The sequence below is a fragment of the Promicromonospora sp. NPDC110617 genome, assembly GCF_055598465.1.
On sequence record NZ_JBVKBM010000002.1, the window covers coordinates 1,350,538 to 1,371,627 of the forward strand.

General features: G+C 73.3%; 14 protein-coding genes. 7 read left to right on the forward strand and 7 right to left on the reverse strand.

The window, feature by feature from the left end:
* Positions 1–30 precede the first annotated feature (30 nt).
* The 4 genes from obgE to ACZ7LE_RS16855 all read right to left on the reverse strand — a co-directional run bounded on the left by obgE (position 31) and on the right by ACZ7LE_RS16855 (position 5,316).
* The gene (gene obgE, locus ACZ7LE_RS16840) at positions 31–1,548 is read right to left on the reverse strand and encodes a GTPase ObgE (protein ID WP_470404386.1); all 1,518 of its coding nucleotides are present in this window, start codon (positions 1,546–1,548) and stop codon (positions 31–33) included.
* A gap of 145 nt (positions 1,549–1,693) precedes the next feature.
* Entirely contained in the window at positions 1,694–1,951 is a 258-nt protein-coding gene (gene rpmA, locus ACZ7LE_RS16845) for a 50S ribosomal protein L27 (protein ID WP_470404387.1), read from the reverse strand.
* A gap of 87 nt (positions 1,952–2,038) precedes the next feature.
* The gene (rplU, locus tag ACZ7LE_RS16850) at positions 2,039–2,347 is read right to left on the reverse strand and encodes a 50S ribosomal protein L21 (RefSeq protein ID WP_377228594.1); all 309 of its coding nucleotides are present in this window, start codon (positions 2,345–2,347) and stop codon (positions 2,039–2,041) included.
* Positions 2,348–2,601: 254 nt separating this feature from the next.
* Positions 2,602–5,316, reverse strand: a complete 2,715-nt coding sequence (locus ACZ7LE_RS16855) for a glycine betaine ABC transporter substrate-binding protein (RefSeq protein WP_470404388.1) — start codon at positions 5,314–5,316, stop codon at positions 2,602–2,604.
* Positions 5,317–5,433: 117 nt separating this feature from the next.
* Between ACZ7LE_RS16855 and ACZ7LE_RS16860 the strand changes: the two genes are divergently transcribed.
* A complete protein-coding gene (locus ACZ7LE_RS16860) occupies positions 5,434–6,024 on the forward strand; it encodes a protein-L-isoaspartate O-methyltransferase (RefSeq protein WP_397398734.1) in 591 nt (196 codons plus the stop codon).
* A 179-nt stretch (positions 6,025–6,203) separates the two neighbouring features.
* Positions 6,204–7,313 (forward strand): fatty acid desaturase family protein, encoded by a 1,110-nt coding sequence (locus ACZ7LE_RS16865; RefSeq protein WP_470404389.1) that lies wholly within the window; start codon positions 6,204–6,206, stop codon positions 7,311–7,313.
* A gap of 18 nt (positions 7,314–7,331) precedes the next feature.
* On the opposite strand, the gene ACZ7LE_RS16870 is transcribed toward ACZ7LE_RS16865, so the two are convergent.
* On the reverse strand, positions 7,332–7,937 hold the full coding sequence (locus ACZ7LE_RS16870; RefSeq protein WP_470404390.1) for a thymidine kinase: 606 nt from the start codon (positions 7,935–7,937) through the stop codon (positions 7,332–7,334).
* A gap of 35 nt (positions 7,938–7,972) precedes the next feature.
* On the opposite strand from ACZ7LE_RS16870, the gene ACZ7LE_RS16875 reads away from it, so the two are divergent.
* Positions 7,973–8,635, forward strand: coding sequence for an alpha/beta fold hydrolase (locus ACZ7LE_RS16875; protein ID WP_470404391.1), 663 nt, complete (start codon positions 7,973–7,975; stop codon positions 8,633–8,635).
* A 66-nt stretch (positions 8,636–8,701) separates the two neighbouring features.
* Here ACZ7LE_RS16875 and ACZ7LE_RS16880 read toward each other — a convergent pair whose 3' ends face one another.
* On the reverse strand, positions 8,702–9,859 hold the full coding sequence (locus tag ACZ7LE_RS16880; RefSeq protein ID WP_470404392.1) for an acyltransferase family protein: 1,158 nt from the start codon (positions 9,857–9,859) through the stop codon (positions 8,702–8,704).
* Positions 9,860–10,046: 187 nt separating this feature from the next.
* A complete protein-coding gene (locus tag ACZ7LE_RS16885) occupies positions 10,047–13,838 on the reverse strand; it encodes an Rne/Rng family ribonuclease (protein ID WP_470404393.1) in 3,792 nt (1,263 codons plus the stop codon).
* Between the two features lie 449 nt (positions 13,839–14,287).
* Between ACZ7LE_RS16885 and ACZ7LE_RS16890 the strand changes: the two genes are divergently transcribed.
* From ACZ7LE_RS16890 to cydC, 4 genes are read left to right on the forward strand one after another with little or no spacing between them, the layout of a single operon-like run.
* Complete coding sequence (locus ACZ7LE_RS16890) at positions 14,288–15,784, forward strand: cytochrome ubiquinol oxidase subunit I (RefSeq protein WP_470404394.1); 1,497 nt, start codon at positions 14,288–14,290, stop codon at positions 15,782–15,784.
* 43 nt (positions 15,785–15,827) lie between these two features.
* The gene (gene cydB, locus ACZ7LE_RS16895; RefSeq protein WP_470404395.1) at positions 15,828–16,877 is read left to right on the forward strand and encodes a cytochrome d ubiquinol oxidase subunit II; all 1,050 of its coding nucleotides are present in this window, start codon (positions 15,828–15,830) and stop codon (positions 16,875–16,877) included.
* 34 nt (positions 16,878–16,911) lie between these two features.
* Positions 16,912–19,080, forward strand: a complete 2,169-nt coding sequence (locus ACZ7LE_RS16900; protein ID WP_470404396.1) for an ABC transporter ATP-binding protein/permease — start codon at positions 16,912–16,914, stop codon at positions 19,078–19,080.
* On the forward strand, positions 19,077–21,026 hold the full coding sequence (cydC, locus tag ACZ7LE_RS16905) for a thiol reductant ABC exporter subunit CydC (protein ID WP_470404397.1): 1,950 nt from the start codon (positions 19,077–19,079) through the stop codon (positions 21,024–21,026). The genes ACZ7LE_RS16900 and cydC overlap by 4 nt, the downstream gene beginning before the upstream one ends.
* The last annotated feature ends 64 nt before the right edge of the window (positions 21,027–21,090 follow it).

The window sequence follows — 21,090 nt, forward strand, 5'->3', positions numbered from 1 at the left end:
TCTGACACGTGCGGCGTGGTCTGGCAGGTCCTAGTCGGCGTCCGGGTCGGTCCAGTGGCCCGCCTCGCGCTCGGTCCACAGCTCGCGCCGGGCCTCGGCCTTGGCGTCCATGCGCTCGGTGAACTCGCGCCGCTTGTCGCCGCGCGTGGGCCGCTCGTTCTGGTCGAGCCGCAGGTCCGTCCCGCGTCCGCCCAGCAGCTCCGCACCGGTCTGCAGCGTGGGCTCCCAGTCAAAGACGACGGCGTTGTCCGGGTCGCCGATGCGCACCTCGTCGCCCGCGACGGCGCCCGCCTTGAACAGACCGTCCTCGACGCCGAGCTTCGCGAGCCGGTCCGCGAGGAAGCCGACCGCCTCGTCGTTGTTGAAGTCGGTCTGCTTCACCCAGCGCTCCGGCCGGGTGCCGCGCACCTCGAACCAGTAGGCGGTCTCGCCGCCCAGCCGGCGCACGGTGAACTTCGACTCGTTCACGGCGCGCGGACGCAGCACGATCGGCGCGGGCTCCGGCGCGGGGGCGTCCGCACGAGCCTTCTCCACGACCTCGGCCAGGGCGAACTTGAGCTCGCGCAGGCCCTCGTGGGACGCGGTCGAGATCTCGAAGACGCGCAGCCCGCGCGCCTCGAGGTCCGCCTTGACGAAGTCTGCGAGCTCGCGCGCCTCGGGCACGTCGATCTTGTTGAGCACGACGAGGCGCGGGCGCTCGGCGAGCGGCACGCGGCCGCCCGCGATGCCGATGTCGCCCGAGTAGGCAGCGAGCTCGGCCTCGATCACGTCGAGGTCGCTGATCGGGTCGCGGCCCGGCTCCAGCGTGGCGCAGTCGAGCACGTGCACGATCATCGCCGTGCGCTCGATGTGCCGCAGGAACTCCAGGCCGAGGCCCTTGCCCTCGCTCGCGCCCGGGATCAGGCCCGGCACGTCGGCGACGGTGAACCGCGACTGGTCCGCCTGCACCACGCCGAGGTTCGGCACCAGCGTGGTGAACGGGTAGTCGGCGATCTTGGGGCGCGCGGCGGAGATCGCGGCGATCAGCGACGACTTGCCCGCGCTCGGGAAGCCCACCAGCGCGACGTCGGCGATGGTCTTGACCTCGAGCTCGACCTCCGCGGTCTCGCCCTCCTCACCGAGCAGCGCGAAGCCCGGGGCCTTGCGCCGCGGCGACGAGAGCGCGCGGTTGCCCAGCCCGCCCTTGCCGCCGGCGGCGACGACGTACTCGGCGCCCGCGCCCACGAGGTCGGCCAGGACGTTGCCGTCGAGGTCCTTGACGACGGTGCCGTCCGGCACGGTCAGGACGAGGTCGCCGCCGTTGGCGCCGTCCCGGTCGTCGCCCATCCCCTGGGTGCCCGACGTCGCCCGCCGGTGCGGCGAGTGGTGGTACTCCAGGAGGGTGGTGGTGTTCGGGTCGACGACGAGCTTCACCGTGCCGCCGTCACCACCGTTGCCGCCGTCGGGCCCTGCCAGGGGCTTGAACTTCTCCCGGCGGATCGAGGCGCAGCCGTTCCCGCCGTTACCGCCGGCGGCATGCAGAACCACCCGGTCCACGAAGCTGGCCATGTCTCGATCCTCTCAGGTACTGCTCAGGGCGAGCGGCCCAGGGCCGCTCATGAAAAGACGTGAGGGGGCGCACCGTCACCGGTGCGCCCCCTCACGCGGAAGCCGAGGCTCGGCGCTCACGGCGCCGGAGCCTGGGTCTGACTGCTCAGGCCTCGGCGGCGACGATGTCGATGACCTTGCGGCCACGACGGGTGCCGAACTGCACGGCGCCGGCGTCGAGGGCGAACAGGGTGTCGTCCTTGCCGCGGCCGACGTTCACGCCGGGGTGGAAGTGGGTGCCGCGCTGGCGGACGATGATCTCGCCGGCCTTGACGACCTGGCCACCGAAGCGCTTCACGCCGAGGCGCTGGGCGTTGGAGTCACGACCGTTGCGCGAGGAGCTCGCGCCCTTCTTGTGTGCCATCTGGCTGACCTGTCTTTCGGGACGAAGGAGAAGAAGAAGTATCTAGCTCGCGCGGGCTCGCTCGTCAGAGCCGGCCCGCAGCGGAAGTCACTTGATGCCGGTGACCTTGAGGCGGGTCAGCGACTGGCGGTGGCCCTGGCGCTTCCGGTAACCGGTCTTGTTCTTGTACTTGAGGATCGTGATCTTGGGACCCTTCTCGTCCCGCACGACCTCAGCGGTGACCTTGACCTTCGCCAGCTTCTTCGCGTCGGTGGTCACCTTCTCCCCGTCCACGAGCAGGAGGGCCGGGAGCTCGACGGTCTCACCGGCGCTCGCCTGGACACGGTCCATGACGACGATGGTCCCGACGGACACCTTCTCCTGGCGGCCACCGGCCTTGACGATCGCGTAAACCACGTTCAACTCATCTCTCTAGTCTTGGCGTGCGCGCACGACGGAGATCATCGGCTTTGCTGTGACTCGCTCCGCCGCGGCGGTCGAGTGCGATGCGCCATGGGCACGCAGGACGGGTGCGCAGACAGCACACCGAAGCACAAGGTTACGCGATGCCCTCAGCGGGTTCAAACCGGCGGCGACGTGGCCTTGCCCACGCCGGCGCACGCATCGAGCCCGGGCCGAGCCCGCGTCGAGCCCTCACCAAGCATCCGGCATCATCCGTCGGCCCGTCCCCAGCCTGCCACCCGCTCGCGGTTCTCGGCCAGCCACCGCTCGGCGACCTCCTCCGGCTCCCGCCCGTCGTGGTCCACGGCCGCGATGAAGCCGCTGAGGTCCTCGTCCGTGAGGTCGACGTCCCGCAGGATCCGGACCGCCGCAGGCGACGTCTCGGCCAGCGCGGACGCCCAGGCGACGTGCACGTCGACGCTCTCGTCGCCCTGGTCCGCCGCCCAGGGGATCGACGCGAGACGGCGGAGCGAGAACTGCTCGTGGATGCCGTCCGGCTCATACCCGTAGAAGAGGAGGGGCCGGCCGGAGGCGGCCTCCTGCTCGAGCCGCGCCTTGAAGATGGTCGCGGAGTACGACTCCCCCTCGATCGACTCGTGCCCGCTCCGCTCCAGCCACGCCGCGAGGTTCTCGGTCGAGGCCCAGCCGCGCGGCCCGATCCACATCTCGCCCCGCCCGTCGCCGTCGCTGTCGAAGAGCGCCGAGACCTCTGGGGCGAACAGGTCCTCGGCCTCGGTCAGCACCTGCTCGGAGCCGGCCGCGTCGAGGACGTAGACGCCCTGGGTGCCGGTGTAGGAGTGCTCGCTGAGCTGGATGGTCCCGGCGGCGACCCACTCGCGCACGGCCACCCCCTGGTTCTGGAGCCACAGGTCTGGGTGGACCTGGACGGCCGGGTTCTCGGCGCCCATCCCGGCGACGGCGTCGACGTGGTCCATCTCCTCGACCTCGACCGTCACGTCCGCCGCCGCGAGCGCGCCCTTGAGGACCTCGGCCGTGACGCTCGCGCCCGGCCAGCCCGGGTCGGCGACGGTGACGGTGGCGTCCTCGGTCTCGGGCGCCGCCTGCACCTCACCCGGGCGTGGGGCGGAAGCGGCGACCGACGTACCGATCTCACCGTTGAACGCGGTGGGCATGAGCACGACGGCGAGGATGACCAGGGCCGCCGTGCCCAGGTAGAAGGCGTTGAAGCCGCGGCCGGCCGGGAGGGACTCGACCACCCGGATCGGTCCGTCACCGTCCCGCGTCCGGATCCCGTCCCGTACCTGCGCGGCCGTGAACTCGCCGGAGTCGAGGATCTCCGAGGGGAGGTAGTACTTCTTGCCGATCTCGCGAAAGCCCTGCTCCAGCCGCCAGATCTGGCTGCTGAAGCCGTGGATGTTGTTGCGGTCGTAGTCACGGATCGCGAACATCGCCAGGAACGCGCCGCCCGCGAAGACGATCGCGCCGGCGTTGCCCAGCGGGGAGTCGCCGCGCAGGAGCAGCACGAAGACGATGGAGCCGAGGCCGGTGAGCCACAGGGCCGCCCGCTCGCCGAGCGACAGCCGGTCCAGGTGGATGGAGAGCCAGCCGTTGAAGGCGTCCAGGGCGCTCTCCTGCGCCGGGGTGCGTGTCCCGGCCTCGCCGGACAGGGCGCGCTTGATCCGCAGGGCCCGGCTCTCCTTGCCCTCGGCGGTGGTGTCGTACTCCAGCTCGATGAGGTCCTGGAGCAGCTCGTCCGCCGCGTCCTTGCCCGGCGCGTCGTCGGTGGCGATCAGCCGGCGGACGACGGTGGCCCGCGCGTCGAGCTCCTGCGTGCGGCGGCCGGCGACCTGGGCGAGCGTGAAACCGGCGAGGATCGCGAACAGCCCGGTGATCGCCGCGGCCATCTCCGGCACCGAGCTCAGCACGTCGCGCGGCAGCACCTGCGCGGCGAGCGCCACGTACACGGTGGCGACGAGCGACAGGGACAGCGCGTTCATGGACCGGTGCCGCGCGTGCAGGGTCAGGTTGGAGAACAGGATCAGGACCAGGCCCACGATGGCGATCGGCCGGACCGGCTCGTCGAAGAGCAGGTACAGGAGCACCACCGAGACGGCGGGCGAGAAGTACGGCAGCGAGGACAGCGTGAGCGACTTGTACTCCTGGAACGCCCAGGTCCAGGTGATCTCGGCGACCAGGTAGGTGCCGACGCCGATGAGGCCGCAGACCAGCAGCACCTGGGCGTCGAAGGCGTGGAAGCGCAGGGTGTGCCCGCTGACCCACAGCGCCACCAGCACGGCGGCGAGGGCCGTGGCGTTCGCCACCGAGATCGCGTAGAAGGTGGCGATGGGGCGGCTGCCGACCACCCGGTCGAACGAGCGGGTCGAGTTGATCGCGAAGGGCAGGTAGAGCCCGCTGCCGACCGCCGCGACGAACGCCCAGACGATCTCGCCGCTGTCGCCGCTGCCGGCCTGCGCCGCCCCGACGTTCGACACCCCGATCGCGGCCGCACCCACGAACGAGGCCAGCACCATCAGCCACTCGTTCCACCGGAGCCGGGCCGCCGTCGCCGGCGAGAAGACGCGCATGGCGACCACGGCGATCAGGGGCCAGGTGAAGGCGATGATCGTCGCGTCCACCTTCGGCGCGCCGTAGAGAGCGCGGTAGAAGCCGTAGTACCAGAGGGCGAGAAAGAGGCCCGAGACGGCCGCCGAGCCGACGCCGGAGAGGCTGTCGCGCCCGCCCCGCAGGACGGCCGCGGTCCGCCGACGCAGCACGAGAGCGCCCACCAGGCTCGTCAGCACCGAGATGGTGCCGGCCACGACGTAGACCTCGGCGTAGTCCCCGCGATCCCCGATGATCGAGATGAAGACGGGTTTGAGGGACCAGAACGCGACCGCGGTGAGCGCTGCGACGGTGACCGCCGCTACGGACAGCTTCGGGGGGACGGACGTCTCGGTGGCCAAGGCCTCTCCTGGTGGACGCGGTCGGGGCGGGCCGCAGTCTATGGGCAGGCCGGCCCGGAACTGAGCACGTGGCGGGCAGGATCCGCGTGTGCCTACCCTGGGCTCAGGTGATACCTGATGGTTTCCGAGCCGGCCGCCGAGCACGACGACATCGCACGCGCGATGCGCGCCATACCCCGCCGTGACTTCCTGCCCCGGTCCCAGCGGCCGTTCGCCGGCCAGGACCAGCCGCTGCCGATCGGGCGTGGCCAGACCTCCTCCCAGCCCACGACGGTGGCCGCCATGCTGCGCCTGCTGCGGGTCCCGCTGGGCGCGCGCGTGCTCGACGTCGGCGCGGGCTCCGGCTGGACCACGGCCCTCCTGGCCTACCTGACCGGGCCGCAGGGCTTCGTGCTGGGCGTCGAGCGCGACAGCCGGCTCGCCGAGTGGGGCTCCGCCAACGTCGGACGCACCGGCATGGGCTGGGCGACGCTCGTGCAGTCGGCGCCCGGTGTGCTCGGCCACCCCCAGGAGGGCGGCTGGGACCGCATCCTGGTGTCGGCGTCCGCGGCCGCGCTCCCCCGCACGCTGGTGGAGCAGGTGGGGATCGGCGGCCGGATGGTCATCCCCGTCCGGACGACGCTGCTCCTCATCGAACGCCTGCCCGACGGGCGCACCCGCGCGACCGACCACGGTGGCTACCGCTTCGTACCCCTGATCGAGGACTGACGGCCACGTCCGAAATGTCAGGCGAAGGTAAACACATCGTCTTCAATCCTCCGCGATGCGTCCACAACTGCCCCTTGGGACGCCAACCTACGCCCCCGTAGGCTCGACGCCATCCGCATGACGGGCGACACCGTCCAACTCCACGGCTGGGAAGTCGAACCCGAGCAGCTGAGGTCCAGATGGCCCAAACGGCCCCCGTCGTCCGCGACGGCTTTCGTCCGACCACACCCCGCGATCCCAACGCCCAGCCCGTGACCAGCACGTACTCGTCCCTGGCCCGCACCGTGCGCGACGCCGGCCTGCTGCGCCGGGCCCACCACTACTACGCCTGGACCCTCGCCGTGCTCACCGTGGCGCTCGGCGGGATCGTCACCGGGTTCGTGCTCCTGGGCGACTCCTGGTTCCAGCTCCTGATGGCCGGCGCACTCGGCCTCGTCCTCACCCAGTTCGCCTTCGTGGCGCACGAGGCCTCGCACCGCCAGGTCTTCGAGTCAGGCCCCCGCAACGACCGCTGGGGCCGATTGATCGCCAACGTCGTCGTCGGCATCAGCTACTCGTGGTGGATGACCAAGCACACCCGGCACCACGCCAACCCCAACAAGATGGGCAAGGACCCGGACATCGAGAACGACACGATCGCGTTCACCGAGGAGGGCGTCCGGCAGCACCGCGGCCTGAAGCGGTGGATCAACCGCTACCAGGGCTGGCTGTTCTTCCCCCTGCTCACACTCGAGGGCATGAACCTGCACGTCACGTCGATCCGCTCGCTGTTCACGGGCAGCCCCGAGACGCTGCGCTCGCGCCTGCGCGAGCTCGGCACGATCACGGTGCGCCTCGCCGTCTACGTCGCGATCCTGTTCTGGGCGCTGCCGCCCGGCCTGGCCTTCGCGTTCCTCGGTGTCCAGCTCGCCGTGTTCGGTGTCTACATGGGCGCCTCGTTCGCCCCGAACCACAAGGGCATGGCGATCATCCCCGCCGACAGCCGGATCGACTTCCTGTCCAAGCAGGTGCTCACCTCGCGAAACATCCGCGGCGGGCGGTTCATGAACATCCTGATGGGCGGGCTCAACTTCCAGATCGAGCACCACCTGTTCCCGAGCATGCCGCGCCCGCACCTCATCCGGACCGCGGAGATCGTCCGGGAGCACTGCGCCACCCTCGGCATCCCCTACACGGAGACGAGCCTGGCGCGGTCGTACGTGATCGTCGTCAACTACCTCAACAAGGTCGGGCTCGCCGCACGGGACCCCTTCGACTGCCCGCAGTACAAGCTGATGCGCAAGGTCTGACGGCGCTGCGCGCGCCCGTCACGGCACGACGGCGGCGTGCCTCCGGCAGCGGGCCTCGTACGACTCCGACCCGCCCACGTGCGCCGCGACCGGCACGAGCGCGTCGTCCGGCCGGGCGGAGCCGGCGTCGGGCACGGGTGGCGCGCCGGGCAGCCGGACGTGGAAGGCGGCGTCCGCCCCGCAGACCGAGCACACCGCCGTGAGCTTCTCCACGGACTCGGCCAGCGCCATGAGCTCGGGCAGCGGCGCGAACGGCTGCGCGTCGAAGGTGACGGACAACCCCGCGACGACCACCACGAGCCCGCGGTCCGCCAGTTCGGAGACGACGGGCACCAGGCCGGCGCCGAAGAACTGGGCCTCGTCGACGGCGACGAGCTCGGTCCCGGGGCCGAGCAGGCCGGGGATCTCCCCGGCGTCCGACACCGTGTGCGACGGCACGCCCTGGCCGGAGTGCGACGTGACCCGGCCGACGCCGCGCCGGTCGTCCAGCGCGTGGCTCACCACCGCCACCTCGCGCCGCGCGATGCGGGCGCGCCGCACCCGGCGGAGCAGCTCCTCGGACTTGCCCGCGAACATCGGGCCGGCGATGACCTCGAGGCGCCCGGCGCCCAGACCGTCTTTCATGGGCGCCAGTCAAGCATTCCGTTACGTTGTCCGGCATGGCAGCCGACGTCGACACCGTACTGTTCCTGCCGGGCCTGGGCGCCGGCAAGGACCCCTGGGCCGCCCAGCTCGGCAGTCTGCCGGCCGGACTGACCGGGCTGGCGCCCGACATCCCGGGCCTCGACCGGGCCGCCGAACCCGGTGCGTTCACGCTGGCGGACGCCGCTCGCGAACTGTCCCGTCTGCTCGACGAACGAGGCGTCGAACGGGTCCACGTCTGCGGCCTGTCGCTCGGCGCGATGACCGCCACCCGGCTCGCGCTCGACTTCCCCGACCGGGTGGCGTCCCTCGTGCTGTCGGGCAGCCAGGTGCGGCCGCACCCGGCGCTCATGGCGATCCAGCGGACGATCGTCCGGATGCTGCCGGAGCGCACCGCCGCCGGCATGGAGATGACCAAGGCGCAGTGGCTCGGCGCCCTCCGGGTGGTCGCTGACACGGACTTCCGGGCCGGGCTGCCCAGCATCGAGGCGCCGACGCTCGTCCTGTGCGGCAGTCGCGACGTCGCCAACATCCCGGCGGCACGCGAGCTGGCCGCCGGGATCCCGCACGCGGAGCTGCGCATCGTCCCGCGTGCGGGGCACCCCTGGAACGTCCAGCTCCCCGAGCTCTTCTCGCAGACGATCGCCGACTTCTACGGGCGGCTGTCGCGGGACGGCTGACACCGCCCCGCGACCTACGGCACCCCCGCGACCTACGGCACCCGTGCGACGGGCGGCACCCACCGCCTACAGCACCCGCGCCACCCCCGGGATGCGCCGCAGCAGGTAGGCGACGCCCCAGCACAGCGGCACCGACAGGGCGAGCAGCACCAGGAACTTCACGCCCGCGGGGGCCACGAGCGGCGACAGCAGCACCGCCACACCCACCAGCACCAGCGGGTGGATGACGTACACCGCGAAGGAGTGCTGCGCCGCGAACCGGGCCCAGGCCGGCTGGCTCGAGAACCGCTCCCGGAACAGGACCAGCAGGCCCACGACCGCGCCGATGGCGACGATGTTCTCGGTGAGGCTCTGGCCGAGCAGCACGAGGATCCCGGCCTCCGGCGCGGACGCGAGGGCCGACATGCCCAGCGCGGGCCCCACCCCGACGAGCGCCACGATCAGCGCGACCCGGCCCTGCCGCGCGGTGAGCGCGGTCAGCCAGCCGCGGCGCGCGGCGAACAGCCCCGCGACGAAGAGCAGCACGTACTGCGGCAGGTAGGCCGGCGTCGGGAGGCCGACGCCCACCCAGTACGTACCCAGCGGCACCGCGAGCCGCCAGAGGACGGTCACGACGGTCAGGACCGCGACGAACCCGGCGATCGCGCGGAAGGTCAGGGGCTGCGCCACCGGCGCCGGTTCCGCGTCTGCGGCGTCGTCGGCCGGAGCCGGCACGGCGCCCGGGCGGGTCGCGGACCGTGCCCGCAGTGCGCGGAACGCCGCGTAGGCGAGCGACATCACCAGGAGCACCTCGACGAACCACATCGGGCCGGGGTCGCCCACGCTGAACCAGAAGTGCAGGAACGACTCCCCCTGGGCACGGCGCTCGGGCCAGCCCGGCAGGGAGAGCACCGGCCGCGCGAGCAGCCAGAACGCGACCAGCGGGACGCCCAGCCGGACGAGCCGGTCGCGGGCGAACGCGCCCGGCCCCTTGCGGTCCACCGAACCGGGGACGAACAGGCCGGAGAGCAGGAAGAAGAAGCCCATGAACCAGAACTGGTTCGCGACCACGAACACCATGAGCGCGAGCCCGGACAGGCTCTCGCTGGGCTCGGTCCAGTACCAGATCGGGAGTGCGCCGTAGGTCAGCGCGCAGTGGTGGGCCAGGACCAGCACGGTCAGCAGGATCCGCAGGTTGTCGACGTACCCCAGCCGGGTGGTCGGCCTCGCGGCGATCGTTGTCATCTCGGTCTCCGTCGTCTCGGTCGCGCTTCGTTGGTTCGTTACTCGACTAATGAACCACAGAACGTGCGCGACGCGCAACCAAAGGCGCGGCGTGCAACAAAAAACGAGGGCCGCCACCTCGCGGTGGCGACCCTCGTCCGGATCAGGTCAGCGGCCCAGCAGCCGCGCCCAGAATCCCTTCTTCTGCTCAGGCGACCTCGTCGCCAGCTCCTTTGGGCGGTTCCGGCTGCCCAGTGCCGGAGCCCCCCTCCGGCGCGTCGCTCGCGGACGTCGCGGCATCCGCCGGCGAGTCCGCGGAGGCGGAGGTGTCCGCGGTTGCCGGCGAACCGGCGGAGGCGGCGGACGTGGGGCTCGACGCACCGGACCCCGCGGCGGGCAGCTGGATCTCGTCCAGCGTGGACGGCCCGCCCTCCGCCGCGTCCTGCGTCTCGTGCGCGTGCTGCGCCGCGGCGGCGATCGTGGCGAGCGTGGCCTTGACGGCCTCGCGCGCCTCGGACCGCTCCTCGGGCAGGCTGGCGACCGGCGCCGTCTGCTCCGGCGCGGGGGCCGCCTTCTCCTTGGCCTCCTTGCCGCGCTTGCGGCGCGACCGCGCGGCGCGCGGGCTCTCCTCGACCGCGGCAGCGCCGGGGCCGACGCCGGAGCCCGGCTTCTCGATCGGCTCCTCGTGCACGATGAAGCCGCGGCCCTTGCAGTGCTCGCAGGTCTCGGAGAACGCCTCGACCAGGCCCTGGCCCACGCGCTTGCGCGTCATCTGGACCAGGCCCAGCGAGGTCACCTCCGCCACCTGGTGCTTGGTGCGGTCCCGGCCGAGGCACTCGACGAGGCGGCGCAGCACGAGGTCGCGGTTGGACTCCAGCACCATGTCGATGAAGTCGATGACGATGATGCCGCCGATGTCGCGCAGGCGGAGCTGCCGCACGATCTCCTCGGCCGCCTCGAGGTTGTTCCGCGTGACGGTCTCCTCGAGCGTGCCGCCCGCACCGGTGAACTTGCCGGTGTTGACGTCCACGACGGTCATCGCCTCGGTGCGGTCGATGACCAGCGAGCCGCCCGAGGGCAGCCAGACCTTGCGGTCCATGCCCTTGGCGAGCTGCTCGTCCACGCGGTGCACCGTGAACACGTCGGTGTTCTCGACCCATTTGGACACGCGCTCGCGCAGGTCGGGAGCCAGCTCCTCGACGTAGTGCGCGATCTCGTCCCACGCACCCTCACCCTGCACCACCAGCGACGAGAAGTCGTCGTTGAAGATGTCGCGGACCACGCGGATGGCCATGTCCGGCTCGCCCTGCAGCAGGGCCGGGGCGTTCGCCTTCTTGGACTTGGCCTGGATGGCGTCCCACTGGCCCTGCAGGCGCTCGACGTCGGCGCGCAGCTCGTCCTCGCTGGCCCCCTCGGCGGCGGTACGCACGATGACGCCCGCGCCGTCGGGCACGACCTCCCGGAGGATCTTCTTGAGGCGCGACCGCTCGGTGTCGGGCAGCTTGCGGCTGATGCCGGTCATGCCGCCGCCCGGCACGAACACCAGGTACCGGCCGGCCAGCGTGACCTGGCTCGTGAGCCGGGCGCCCTTGTGGCCGATCGGGTCCTTGGTGACCTGCACCAGGACCGAGTCGCCCGACTTGAGCGCCTGCTCGATGCGGCGCGGCTGACCCTCCAGGCCCGCCGCGTCCCAGTTGACCTCGCCCGCGTACAGCACGGCGTTGCGGCCCTTGCCGACGTCGACGAACGCGGCCTCCATGGACGGCAGCACGTTCTGCACGCGGCCCAGGTAGACGTTGCCGGCCATCGACGCCTGCGACTGCTGCGAGACGTAGTGCTCCACGAGCACGCCGTCCTCCAGCACCGCGATCTGCGTGCGGCCGTCCTTCTCGCGCACGATCATCGACCGCTGCACCGACTCGCGGCGGGCCAGGAACTCGGCCTCGGTGATGATCTGGCGACGACGGCCGTGGTCGCGGCCCTCCCGGCGCCGCTGACGCTTCGCCTCGAGACGCGTCGAGCCCTTGAGCGCGGTGACCTCGTCGCTGCGGCTCGTACGGGCGGCCGCGGCCTCGGCCCGCTCGCCGCGGGTGCCCCGGCGACGCCGGCGCCGACGACGGCTGCCGCCCTCGCCCTCGCCGTCGCTCTCGTCACCCTCTGCGGCGTCCTCGGCGTCGCCGTCCTCGTCCGCGGACGACTGCGCGTCCTCCTCGGACTCGTCGTCCTGGTCCTCGTCCGCCGAGTCGTCCATGTCGTCCGAGCGCGTGCGGCCGCCACGGCGGCCGCGGCCACCCCGGCGACGACGGCGGCGCGACGGGCGCACCTCCTCGTCGTCGTACTCCTCGAAGTCCGCCGGGGCGAGCTCCTCGAGCTCGACGCCCTCGGCGACCAGCTCCTCCTCGATGGCGCCGACCTCGTCGACCGCCGCCGCGTCGTCCTCGCTCAGCTCGGCGGCGATGAACTGCGGGGCGGCGGGGGCGGCCGCCTCCGGGGCGGACGTCTCGGCCGGGGCGTCACCCGTGGGCTCGGCGTCGGGCTGCGTGCTCTCCTGCGCGAGGTCCGGCGTGCCGGCCTGCGGCGCGGGCTCGGCAGCGGGCTGCGCTGCCGGTTCGCCCGTACGGCGCACGGCCCGGCGCGAACCGGACCTGCGGGTGCGGGGCTCCGGCGCGGCCTCGGACGGGGCCTGCGCGGGCGCGTCGGCGACCGGCGTCTCAGCGACCGGCGTCTCGGCAGCCGGGGCCTCGGTCCGGGGCGCACGGCGCTCGGGCGCGGCCGGCTCGGGCGTGGGCTCGACGGGGCGGGCGACCGGACGGGCGAACGTCGGCGTCAGGTCCTGCGGACGCGGCGGCCCGGCGGGGGCCTGCGCACGGCGCGCACGACGCGCCGACGAGTCGTCCGGCGCCTGGAACAGCAGCGCCGTGGTGGCCAGCCGCGGCACGCGCGTGCCTGCGGTCGTCGCGGCGGGCGACGTCGCGGGCTGCGCGGGCGCCTCGGGCTGCTCGAACGCCGGGCGGCGACCGCCGCGGCGCGTGCGGGACCGGGTGTCGGGCTCGGCCGGGGCCTCTGCGGCGGGGGCCTCGACAGCGGGAGCGTCGGCGGCCGGCTCGACGGGGGCGGCCTCCGCCGGCGTCTGCTCGACGGCCTGCTCCGATGCGGCGGGCTTGCGGCGCGACCGGCTGCGCCGGGGGGCCGCCTCGGGTGCGGGCTCCGCCGCGGTCTCGGCGGAGGGCTCGGCCGTGGCGGCTTCCGCCGTCGGCTCGGCCTTCCTGCGGGTCCGGCGCTTCGGCGCGGCCTGCTCCGCCGCGGCAGGCTCGGCGGACGGGCCGCCGGGCAGCACGATGTCGTCGAGGCTCGCGACCCCGCGGGCCGGCGCCTCGGTCGCAGCCGGCTCGGCCGCGACGGGCTCCGGCAGGTCGAGGTCGAGCGGAGCGGCCTGCTCGGCAGGCGCCTCGGGCTCGGCGGAGGGCTCGGGCTCGGCGGAGGCCTCGGGCTCCGCGGCCACGACGGCCTCGGGCTCGGCGGCAGGAGTCGCCTCCGGGGTGATCTCCGGGGTGATCTCCGTCTCGGCGGGCGCGATCTCCTCGGCCACGACGGGCTCGGCGGCGACCGGCTGCTCCGCCGTCGGCTCCTCGACGGGCGCGGGAGCGGCAGGCGCCTCGACCGCGGTGGGCGACGAGACGCCACGCGTGGCGCGCCGGCGCGGGCGCTTGGTGGGCTCACCGGCCGTGGGGGCCGCGGAGGTCGCGACCGCCGCGGTGCCGCCCGTGGTCACGGGCTGGCTCTCCGCCGGGGCGGCGGGGGCGTCGGACGGGCCGACGACGATGGGCTCCACGTTCGTCGCCGTCGAGACGACGGACCGCGTGGCCCGACGACGCGGGCGCTTGGCGGGCGCAGCGTCCGCCGGAGCCTCCCCACCAGTGGTGACCTGGGCGTTCGCCTCAGGTGCGTCGTGATCATCCTGTGACCCGATGGTCGAACCGGTGGTGCTGGAAGGCGTCACGTGAGGTGCTCCTGTAGCCGGCGTCCGCTCCACACCATGCGGACCGCCAGGCGGTCGGTCGTCCGGTGGATGCATCGCGGCGAAGCGACACATCTGGACGGAAGTCTCGGCTGCGGCCCTGTTCCTGCGATCTTCGCGGACGCCTGCGGCCACGTTCTGTCGTGACTGCGGCACCGCGTGCGGATCGCGGGCAGTGTTGGACTCTGCAGTCCACGCAGGGATGTGGCCTGCGCGGGTTCGACCAGTATCGCACAGGAGACCATGCCCGCACCGCCCGCATCTGAGCCTTGGGCAACAAAGAGCCAAACTGCGCTCCAAGTGCGTGTACAGTGCCTTGTGAAGACATTCACAAGCGACGGATTCACCCCGCGGCAACGCGCGGACCTGGCGGATCAGGCCTAGCGTCCCAAGGGAAGAGCCGTTTCGGAGACACACCTCAGGAGCCCGGAGTGGAAGCTCTCGACCTGGCACGCTGGCAGTTCGGCATCACCACCGTCTATCACTTCATCTTCGTCCCGCTCACGATCGGACTGGCCCCGCTCGTCGCGATCATGCAGACCGCCTGGGTCCGGACCGGGAACGAGCGCTGGCTGAGGCTGACCAAGTTCTTCGGCAAGCTCTTCCTGATCAACTTCGCGCTCGGCGTCGTGACGGGCATCGTGCAGGAGTTCCAGTTCGGCATGAACTGGAGCGAGTACTCCCGGTTCGTCGGCGACGTGTTCGGCGCCCCGCTGGCCATGGAGGCCCTCGCCGCGTTCTTCGTGGAGTCGACGTTCCTCGGCCTGTGGATCTTCGGCTGGGACCGCCTCAACAAGAAGGTGCACCTGGCCTGCATCTGGGCCGTGGCCATCGCGGTGAACCTCTCGGCCTTCTTCATCCTGGCCGCCAACTCCTGGATGCAGCACCCCGTCGGCGCCCGGTTCAACCCCGAGACCGGCCGCGCCGAGATGGAGTCCATCTGGGCGATCCTCGCCAACAACACGCTGTGGGCGGCCTTCCCGCACGCGGTCTCGGCCGCGTTCCTGACGGCCGGGACGTTCGTGGCAGGCATCGCCGCCTGGTGGATGGTGCGCCTCGCACGGACCAAGCAGCCGGAGTCCGTGGAGCTCGCCCGGAACGTGTACCGCCCCGCCGTGATCCTCGGCACAGTGGTGATGCTGGTCGCCGGCGTCGGCGTGGCGCTGACGGGCGACGCCCAGGGCAAGCTGATGTTCGAGCAGCAGCCCGGGAAGATGGCGTCCGCGGAGGCGCTCTGCGAGGGCGAGGAGGCGGCGAACTTCTCGATCCTCACGATCGGCGACCTGTCCAACTCCTGCGAGGGCGTGCGGCACATCCTGGAGGTGCCCGGCCTGGCCAGCTACCTCGGCACCGGCCACTTCTCGGGGCCGGAGAGCTTCCTGCCCGGCGTCAACGACGTGCAGCAGGAGTACTCCGAGCGGTACGGCGAGACCGACGACGCCGGCAACGCCATCTCGTACACCCCCAACCTCGCCGTCACCTACTGGAGCTTCCGGCTCATGATCGGGTTCGCGGCCGGGTCCGTGCTGCTCGCCCTGGCCGCGCTCTGGTTCACGCGCGGCGGCCGGGTCAGCGACAACAAGTGGCTCGCCCGCATCGGCATCATCGCGATCCCCACGCCGTTCCTCGCCTCGTCGTTCGGCTGGATCTTCACGGAGATGGGCCGCCAGCCCTGGGTGGTGGCCCCGAACCCCACCGGTATCGACCAGATCCGCCTGCTCACCATGCGCGGGGTCTCGGAGGTGGTGAGCCCGGGCATGGTGCTCACCTCGATGATCGTCTTCACCCTGGTCTACGGCGTGCTGGCCTTCGTCTGGTACCGGCTCATGCACCGGTACACGATCGAGGGCGTACCCACGACGGTCCGCGACGAGTCGCCCGAGGCCGCCTCGGACGACTCCGACCGGCCCCTCTCCTTCGCCTACTGACCCTGTCCGCAAGACCTGACCTGACTCAGACAAGGAAGTGACCGTGGACCTCGCACTCCTGTGGTTCTTCATCATCGCGATCCTGTGGACCGGGTACCTCGTGCTCGAGGGCTTCGACTTCGGCGTGGGGATGCTCATGTCCCTGCTCCCGCGCGGCCGGGCCGAGCACCGGGAGAAGGAACGGCGGGTCCTCCTGAACACCATCGGGCCCGTCTGGGACGGCAACGAGGTGTGGCTGATCACCGCGGGCGGCGCCACCTTCGCGGCGTTCCCCGAGTGGTACGCCACCCTGTTCTCCGGGTTCTACCTGCCGCTGCTGCTGATCCTGGTGGCGTTGATCGTGCGCGGCGTCGCCATCGAGTACCGCGGCAAGATCGCGGACGCCGTCTGGTCGCGACGCTGCGACCTCGCGATCCAGGTGGGCTCCTGGGTGCCCGCCGTGCTCTGGGGCGTCGCGTTCGCCAACCTGGTGCGCGGCGTCCAGCTCGACGGGGCGCACCAGTACGTGGGCGGCTTCTGGGCCCTGATCAACCCGTTCTCGCTGCTCGGCGGCGCCACGACGCTCGTGCTGTTCCTGCTGCACGGGTCGGTGTTCGTGGCGCTCAAGACCGACGGCGACATCCGGGCCCGGGCCCGGCGGTGGGCCGGCGTGCTGTCCCTGGTCGCGGTGCTCGTGGCCGGCGGCTGGGCGGTCTGGGCGCAGGTCGCGTTCTCCGCCACCTGGACGTGGGCCGCCGTCGCGGTCGCCGCGCTGGCCCTGGTCGGCGTGGTGCTGACGAACCGGGTGGGGCGCGAGGGCTGGGCCTTCGGCCTGTCGGCCGTGACGATCATCGCTGCCGCGGTGCTCATCTTCGGCTCCATGTACCCCGACGTCATGCCCGGTCTGGACGGCGGCAACTCCCTCACCATCGCCGAGGCGTCCTCGACCCCGTACACCCTGACCATCATGACGTGGGTGGCCGCGTTCCTCACGCCCCTCGTGATCCTGTACCAGGGCTGGACCTACTGGGTCTTCCGCCGCCGGCTCACGGTGGACCACATCCCCGCGCCGGTGGGCCTGACCTGGAAGAAGATCAAGGAGTCGGCATTCTGAGCCGGACCCGGGACAGGTACGGGAACATCACGTCATGAAGCCCCTCGACCCCCGCCTGCTGCGCCACGTGCACGCGGCCCGCTGGTACGTGGCGCTCACGGTCGGGCTCGGCGTGGCCGCCGCCGTGCTGATCGTGGCGCAGGCGCTGCTGATCGCGGCGATCCTGACGCCGGTGGTGCGCGGCGACGGCGCGGCCGGGCCGGAGCTGGTGCGGTCCGTCGCGTGGCTGGCCTTCGTCGTCGCGGGGCGCGCCGCGGTCGCCTGGGCCCAGGAGCGGTACGCGCTGCGCGCGGCCGCCCGCACCATCGCCGAGCTGCGTCGCGCCGTGGTCGAGGCGTGGGCGCTGCGCGGCCCGCGGGCAAGCTGGCCGACGGCGGACGGCGGTGCCGCCGCAGCCAGGGGCGGTGCCGCCGCGACGTCGGGCAGCGGGAGCGGAGCGAGCCCCGAGGCCGAGGTCGCGACCCTCGCGACACGCGGCCTGGACGCGCTGGAGCCGTACCTCGTGCGGTACGTGCCCCAGCTCGTGCTGACGGCGCTCGTCACCCCCGCCCTCGTGTGCGTGGTGTTCGGCCTGGACTGGGTCTCCGCGGTCATCGCGATCGTGACGCTGCCGCTCGTGCCCGTCTTCATGGTGCTGGTGGGGCGGCTGACGGCGGGCACCTCCGAGCGCCGGCTCGCCACCGTGGAGCGGCTCGGCGCCCAGGTGCTCGACCTGGTCGCCGGGCTCCCGACCCTGCGCGCCTTCGGCCGGTCGTTCGGGCCGGGCGAACGGGTGCGGGCGCTGGGCGACGCCTCGCGCAAGGCCACGATGGGGACGCTGCGGATCGCCTTCCTGTCCTCGATGGTGCTGGAGCTGCTCACCACGCTGTCCGTCGCGATCATCGCCGTGGGGGTCGGGCTGCGGCTCGTCGAGGGCGCGATGTTGCTGGAGCCGGCGTTGGCGGTGCTGGTGCTGGCTCCGGAGATCTATCTGCCGCTGCGGAGGGTCGGGGCTGAGTTCCATGCGTCCGTGGACGGGGTGGCGGCTGTCGATCGGGCGTTTGCTCTTGTCGGGTCGGGTTCGTCTGGTTCGAGGTCGTTCGGGTCCGGTTCGCTCGGGTCCGGTCGGTCGGAGGGCGAGGACGTCCCTGCGCCGCCTCGCTCACGCTCGCTCGTTCCTCGCTCCCTCCGCTACGGCTTGACGGCGGCGCAGGGACGTCCTCGCCCTCCGGCCTCTGCTGGTGACTCACCTTCCTTGGTGGGTGGCGCTGGGCATGCCGACGCGGGGGTGGGTGGCGGGGGCGAGGGCTGGGCTGGTTCTGACTGTGCCGTGGGTGGCGGCGGTGCGGCGGACCGCGCGGGCGCGGGCGTGGGCGTGGGTGAGGGCGTGGCGGCCGTGGTGCTGGACGGGGTCTCCGTGCGGGCTGCCGGGCGGGGGGTGGTGGCTCCTGCTGGGCTGTCGGCGCGGATTCCGCTGGGGTCCGGGGTGCGCGGCGGTGCCGACGGCGGCGGGTCGGTCGTTGCGTTGCGCGGGCCGAGCGGAGCCGGGAAGTCGACCGCCGTGCTCACGATCCTCGGGCTGCTGGCGCCGGATGCCGGGCGGGTCGGTCTGGTCACCGGCGACGGCGCGTTCCGCGACCTGGCCGATGCGTCCGCCGACGAGCTCGCGGGCTGGTGGGGCGGGCTCACCTGGGTGCCGCAGCGGCCCGCCCTGCCGCCGGGTCGGCTGCGCGACGTCGTGCTGGAGGGGGCCTCGGGGCTCGGCGGTGCCGCGGGTGGGGGCGCGGACGAGGGCGCGGGCGGCGACCGCGCGCTGGCGGAGGCGGCGCGGCTGACCGGGCTGGACGCCGTCGTCAGCACGCTGCCCGACGGGTGGGACACCCGCGTCGGGCTCGGCGGGGTGGGGTTGTCCGTGGGGCAGCGCCAGCGCGTCGCGCTCACGTCCGCCCTGCTCGACGACGCGGCCGCCCGGCCGCTGGTGATCCTCGACGAGCCGACCGCGCACCTCGACGCGCGCGGCGAGCAGGCCGTGCTCGACACCGTCCGCGCCTGGCGAGACGCCGGCCGGACCGTCCTCGTCGTCGCGCACCGGGCGTCCTTGCTCGCCCTCGCGGACCAGGTGATCGACGTCCGCTCGGCGGCGGACCCGGCCCCGTCGGGGACCGGGCCGGCGGAGCACACGACCGGGCCGGCGTCCGGCCTCGCGAGCCGGGAGGCACGATGACCGCTCCTCTGACCCACGACCTCGCCCGCCCGGCCGCGCCCGGCGCCGGCCCCGACCCGTTGCGGCGCATCCTGCCGCTGCTGGAGGTCCGGCCCGGCAAGGTCGCCGCCGCGATCGGGCTGGGCGTGCTGGCCCTGGCCTGCGCGATCGGGCTCGCCGCCGTCGCCGCCTGGCTGGTCGCCCGGGCGTCGCAGATGCCGCCGGTGCTCACGCTCTCCGTGGCGGTCGTGTCGGTACGCGCCTTCGGGATCGGGCGCGGCGTGCTGCGCTACTGCGAGCGCCTCGCCTCGCACGACGTCGCCCTGCGGGGCATGGCCGCCCTGCGCGCCAACCTGTACGAGCGGCTCGCCGCGGACGACCGGCCGGTCACCGTGCGGCGCGGCGAGCTCCTGGCGCGGATCGGGCAGGACGTCGACGACGTCGGCGACGTCGTGGTACGCGCCATGGTGCCCGCCGGCGTCGCGGTGGTGACGTCGCTCGGCTCCGTGATCCTGCTGGGCGTGCTGCTGCCCGCCGCGGGCGTGGCGCTGGCGTTCTGCCTGGTGCTGGCGGGCGTCGTGACGCCGTGGCTCGCCGCGCGTGCCGCCGCCCGGACCGAGGCCCGGGGCGCTACCGCCCGCGGTGAGGTGACGGCGCTGACCCTGGAGCTCCTGGAGGAGTCGGCGCCGCTGCGGGTCGCGGGGCGGTTCGGCGCGCGGCTGGCCGACCTGGACGCCGCCGACGCGCGCCTGTCCGCCGTGGCCGACGACGGCGCGCGCACCTCCGGGCGCGCCGCCGCGCTGGGGGCGCTGGCCCAGGGCCTCGCGGTGCTCGCGTCGCTGGCGTTTGGCATCCCGGCGGCGCTGGCGGGCACGCTGTCGCCCGAGGCGCTGACGGTGATCGTGCTGACACCGCTCGCCGTGTTCGAGGCGACCGCCGGGCTGCCCGCCGCGGCGGTCCAGCTGCACCGGTCGCGGGAGGCGGCGCGGCGGCTGCTGGCGCTGCTGCCCCCGGACTCACCGGACGTGTCAGACGCACAGGTCACCCGAGGGATCCGTGCGTCTGACACGCCGGGGGCTGCGGGCCGCGCGGGCGACGGCGGAGCACTGCTCGTGCTGGACGACGTCGCCGCGGGCTGGCCCGGTGCCGACGGCCGGCCGGTCGCCGCGGTCGAGGGGGTGTCCCTCACGCTCGAACCGGGCTCGGTCGTGGCGCTGGCCGGACCGTCCGGCGTGGGCAAGACGACGCTGCTGATGACGGCGGCGGGACTGATCCCGCCGGTCAGCGGGGCGGTCGGCGGAAGGTCGGCAGCTCGTCAGGTGATCGGCAGCTCGGACTACCGAACACCTGACGACCTACCGACCGCGCTGACCGAGGACGACCGTGCCGGGACCCTGTTCGTCGCCGAGGACGGGCACGTGTTCGACACGACCGTGCTGGAGAACCTGCGGGTCGCGCGGGGCGACGTCACGCACGACGAGGCCCGCGCCGCGCTGGACGCCGTCGGGCTGGGCGACTGGCTCGCCGCGCTCCCGGCGGGCCTGGACACCGTGGTGGGCACGGACGCAGCCGCGGTGTCGGGCGGCGAGCGCCGTCGGCTGCTGGTGGCCCGCGCGCTCCTGGCGCCGGCCCGGGTGCTGCTCGTGGACGAGCCCGCCGAGCACCTCGACGGCGCGACCGCCGACGCGCTCGTGGACGCCGTCGCGGCACACGCTCGCACGACCGGCCGAGCGGTGCTGCTGGCGACCCACCGGCTCACGCCGCTGGCCGTCGCGGACGAGGTGCTGCTCCTTGCGGACGGACCGGCGGACGGGCCGGCGAGCGGGACGGCGGACGGGCCGGCGGACGGGCCGGCGAGCGGGCCGGCAGGCCGCCGCTCCCCCGCGACCGTCGCGGCCCGCGGGCGACACGCGGACCTGCTCGCCGCCGACGCGGCCTACGCCTGGTCGGCGGCCCAGGAGGCCTGAGGACGTCGGACCATGCAGCTGCTGCCACGCGGGGCGCGCCGCCGGCAGCAGCTGCATGGTCTTG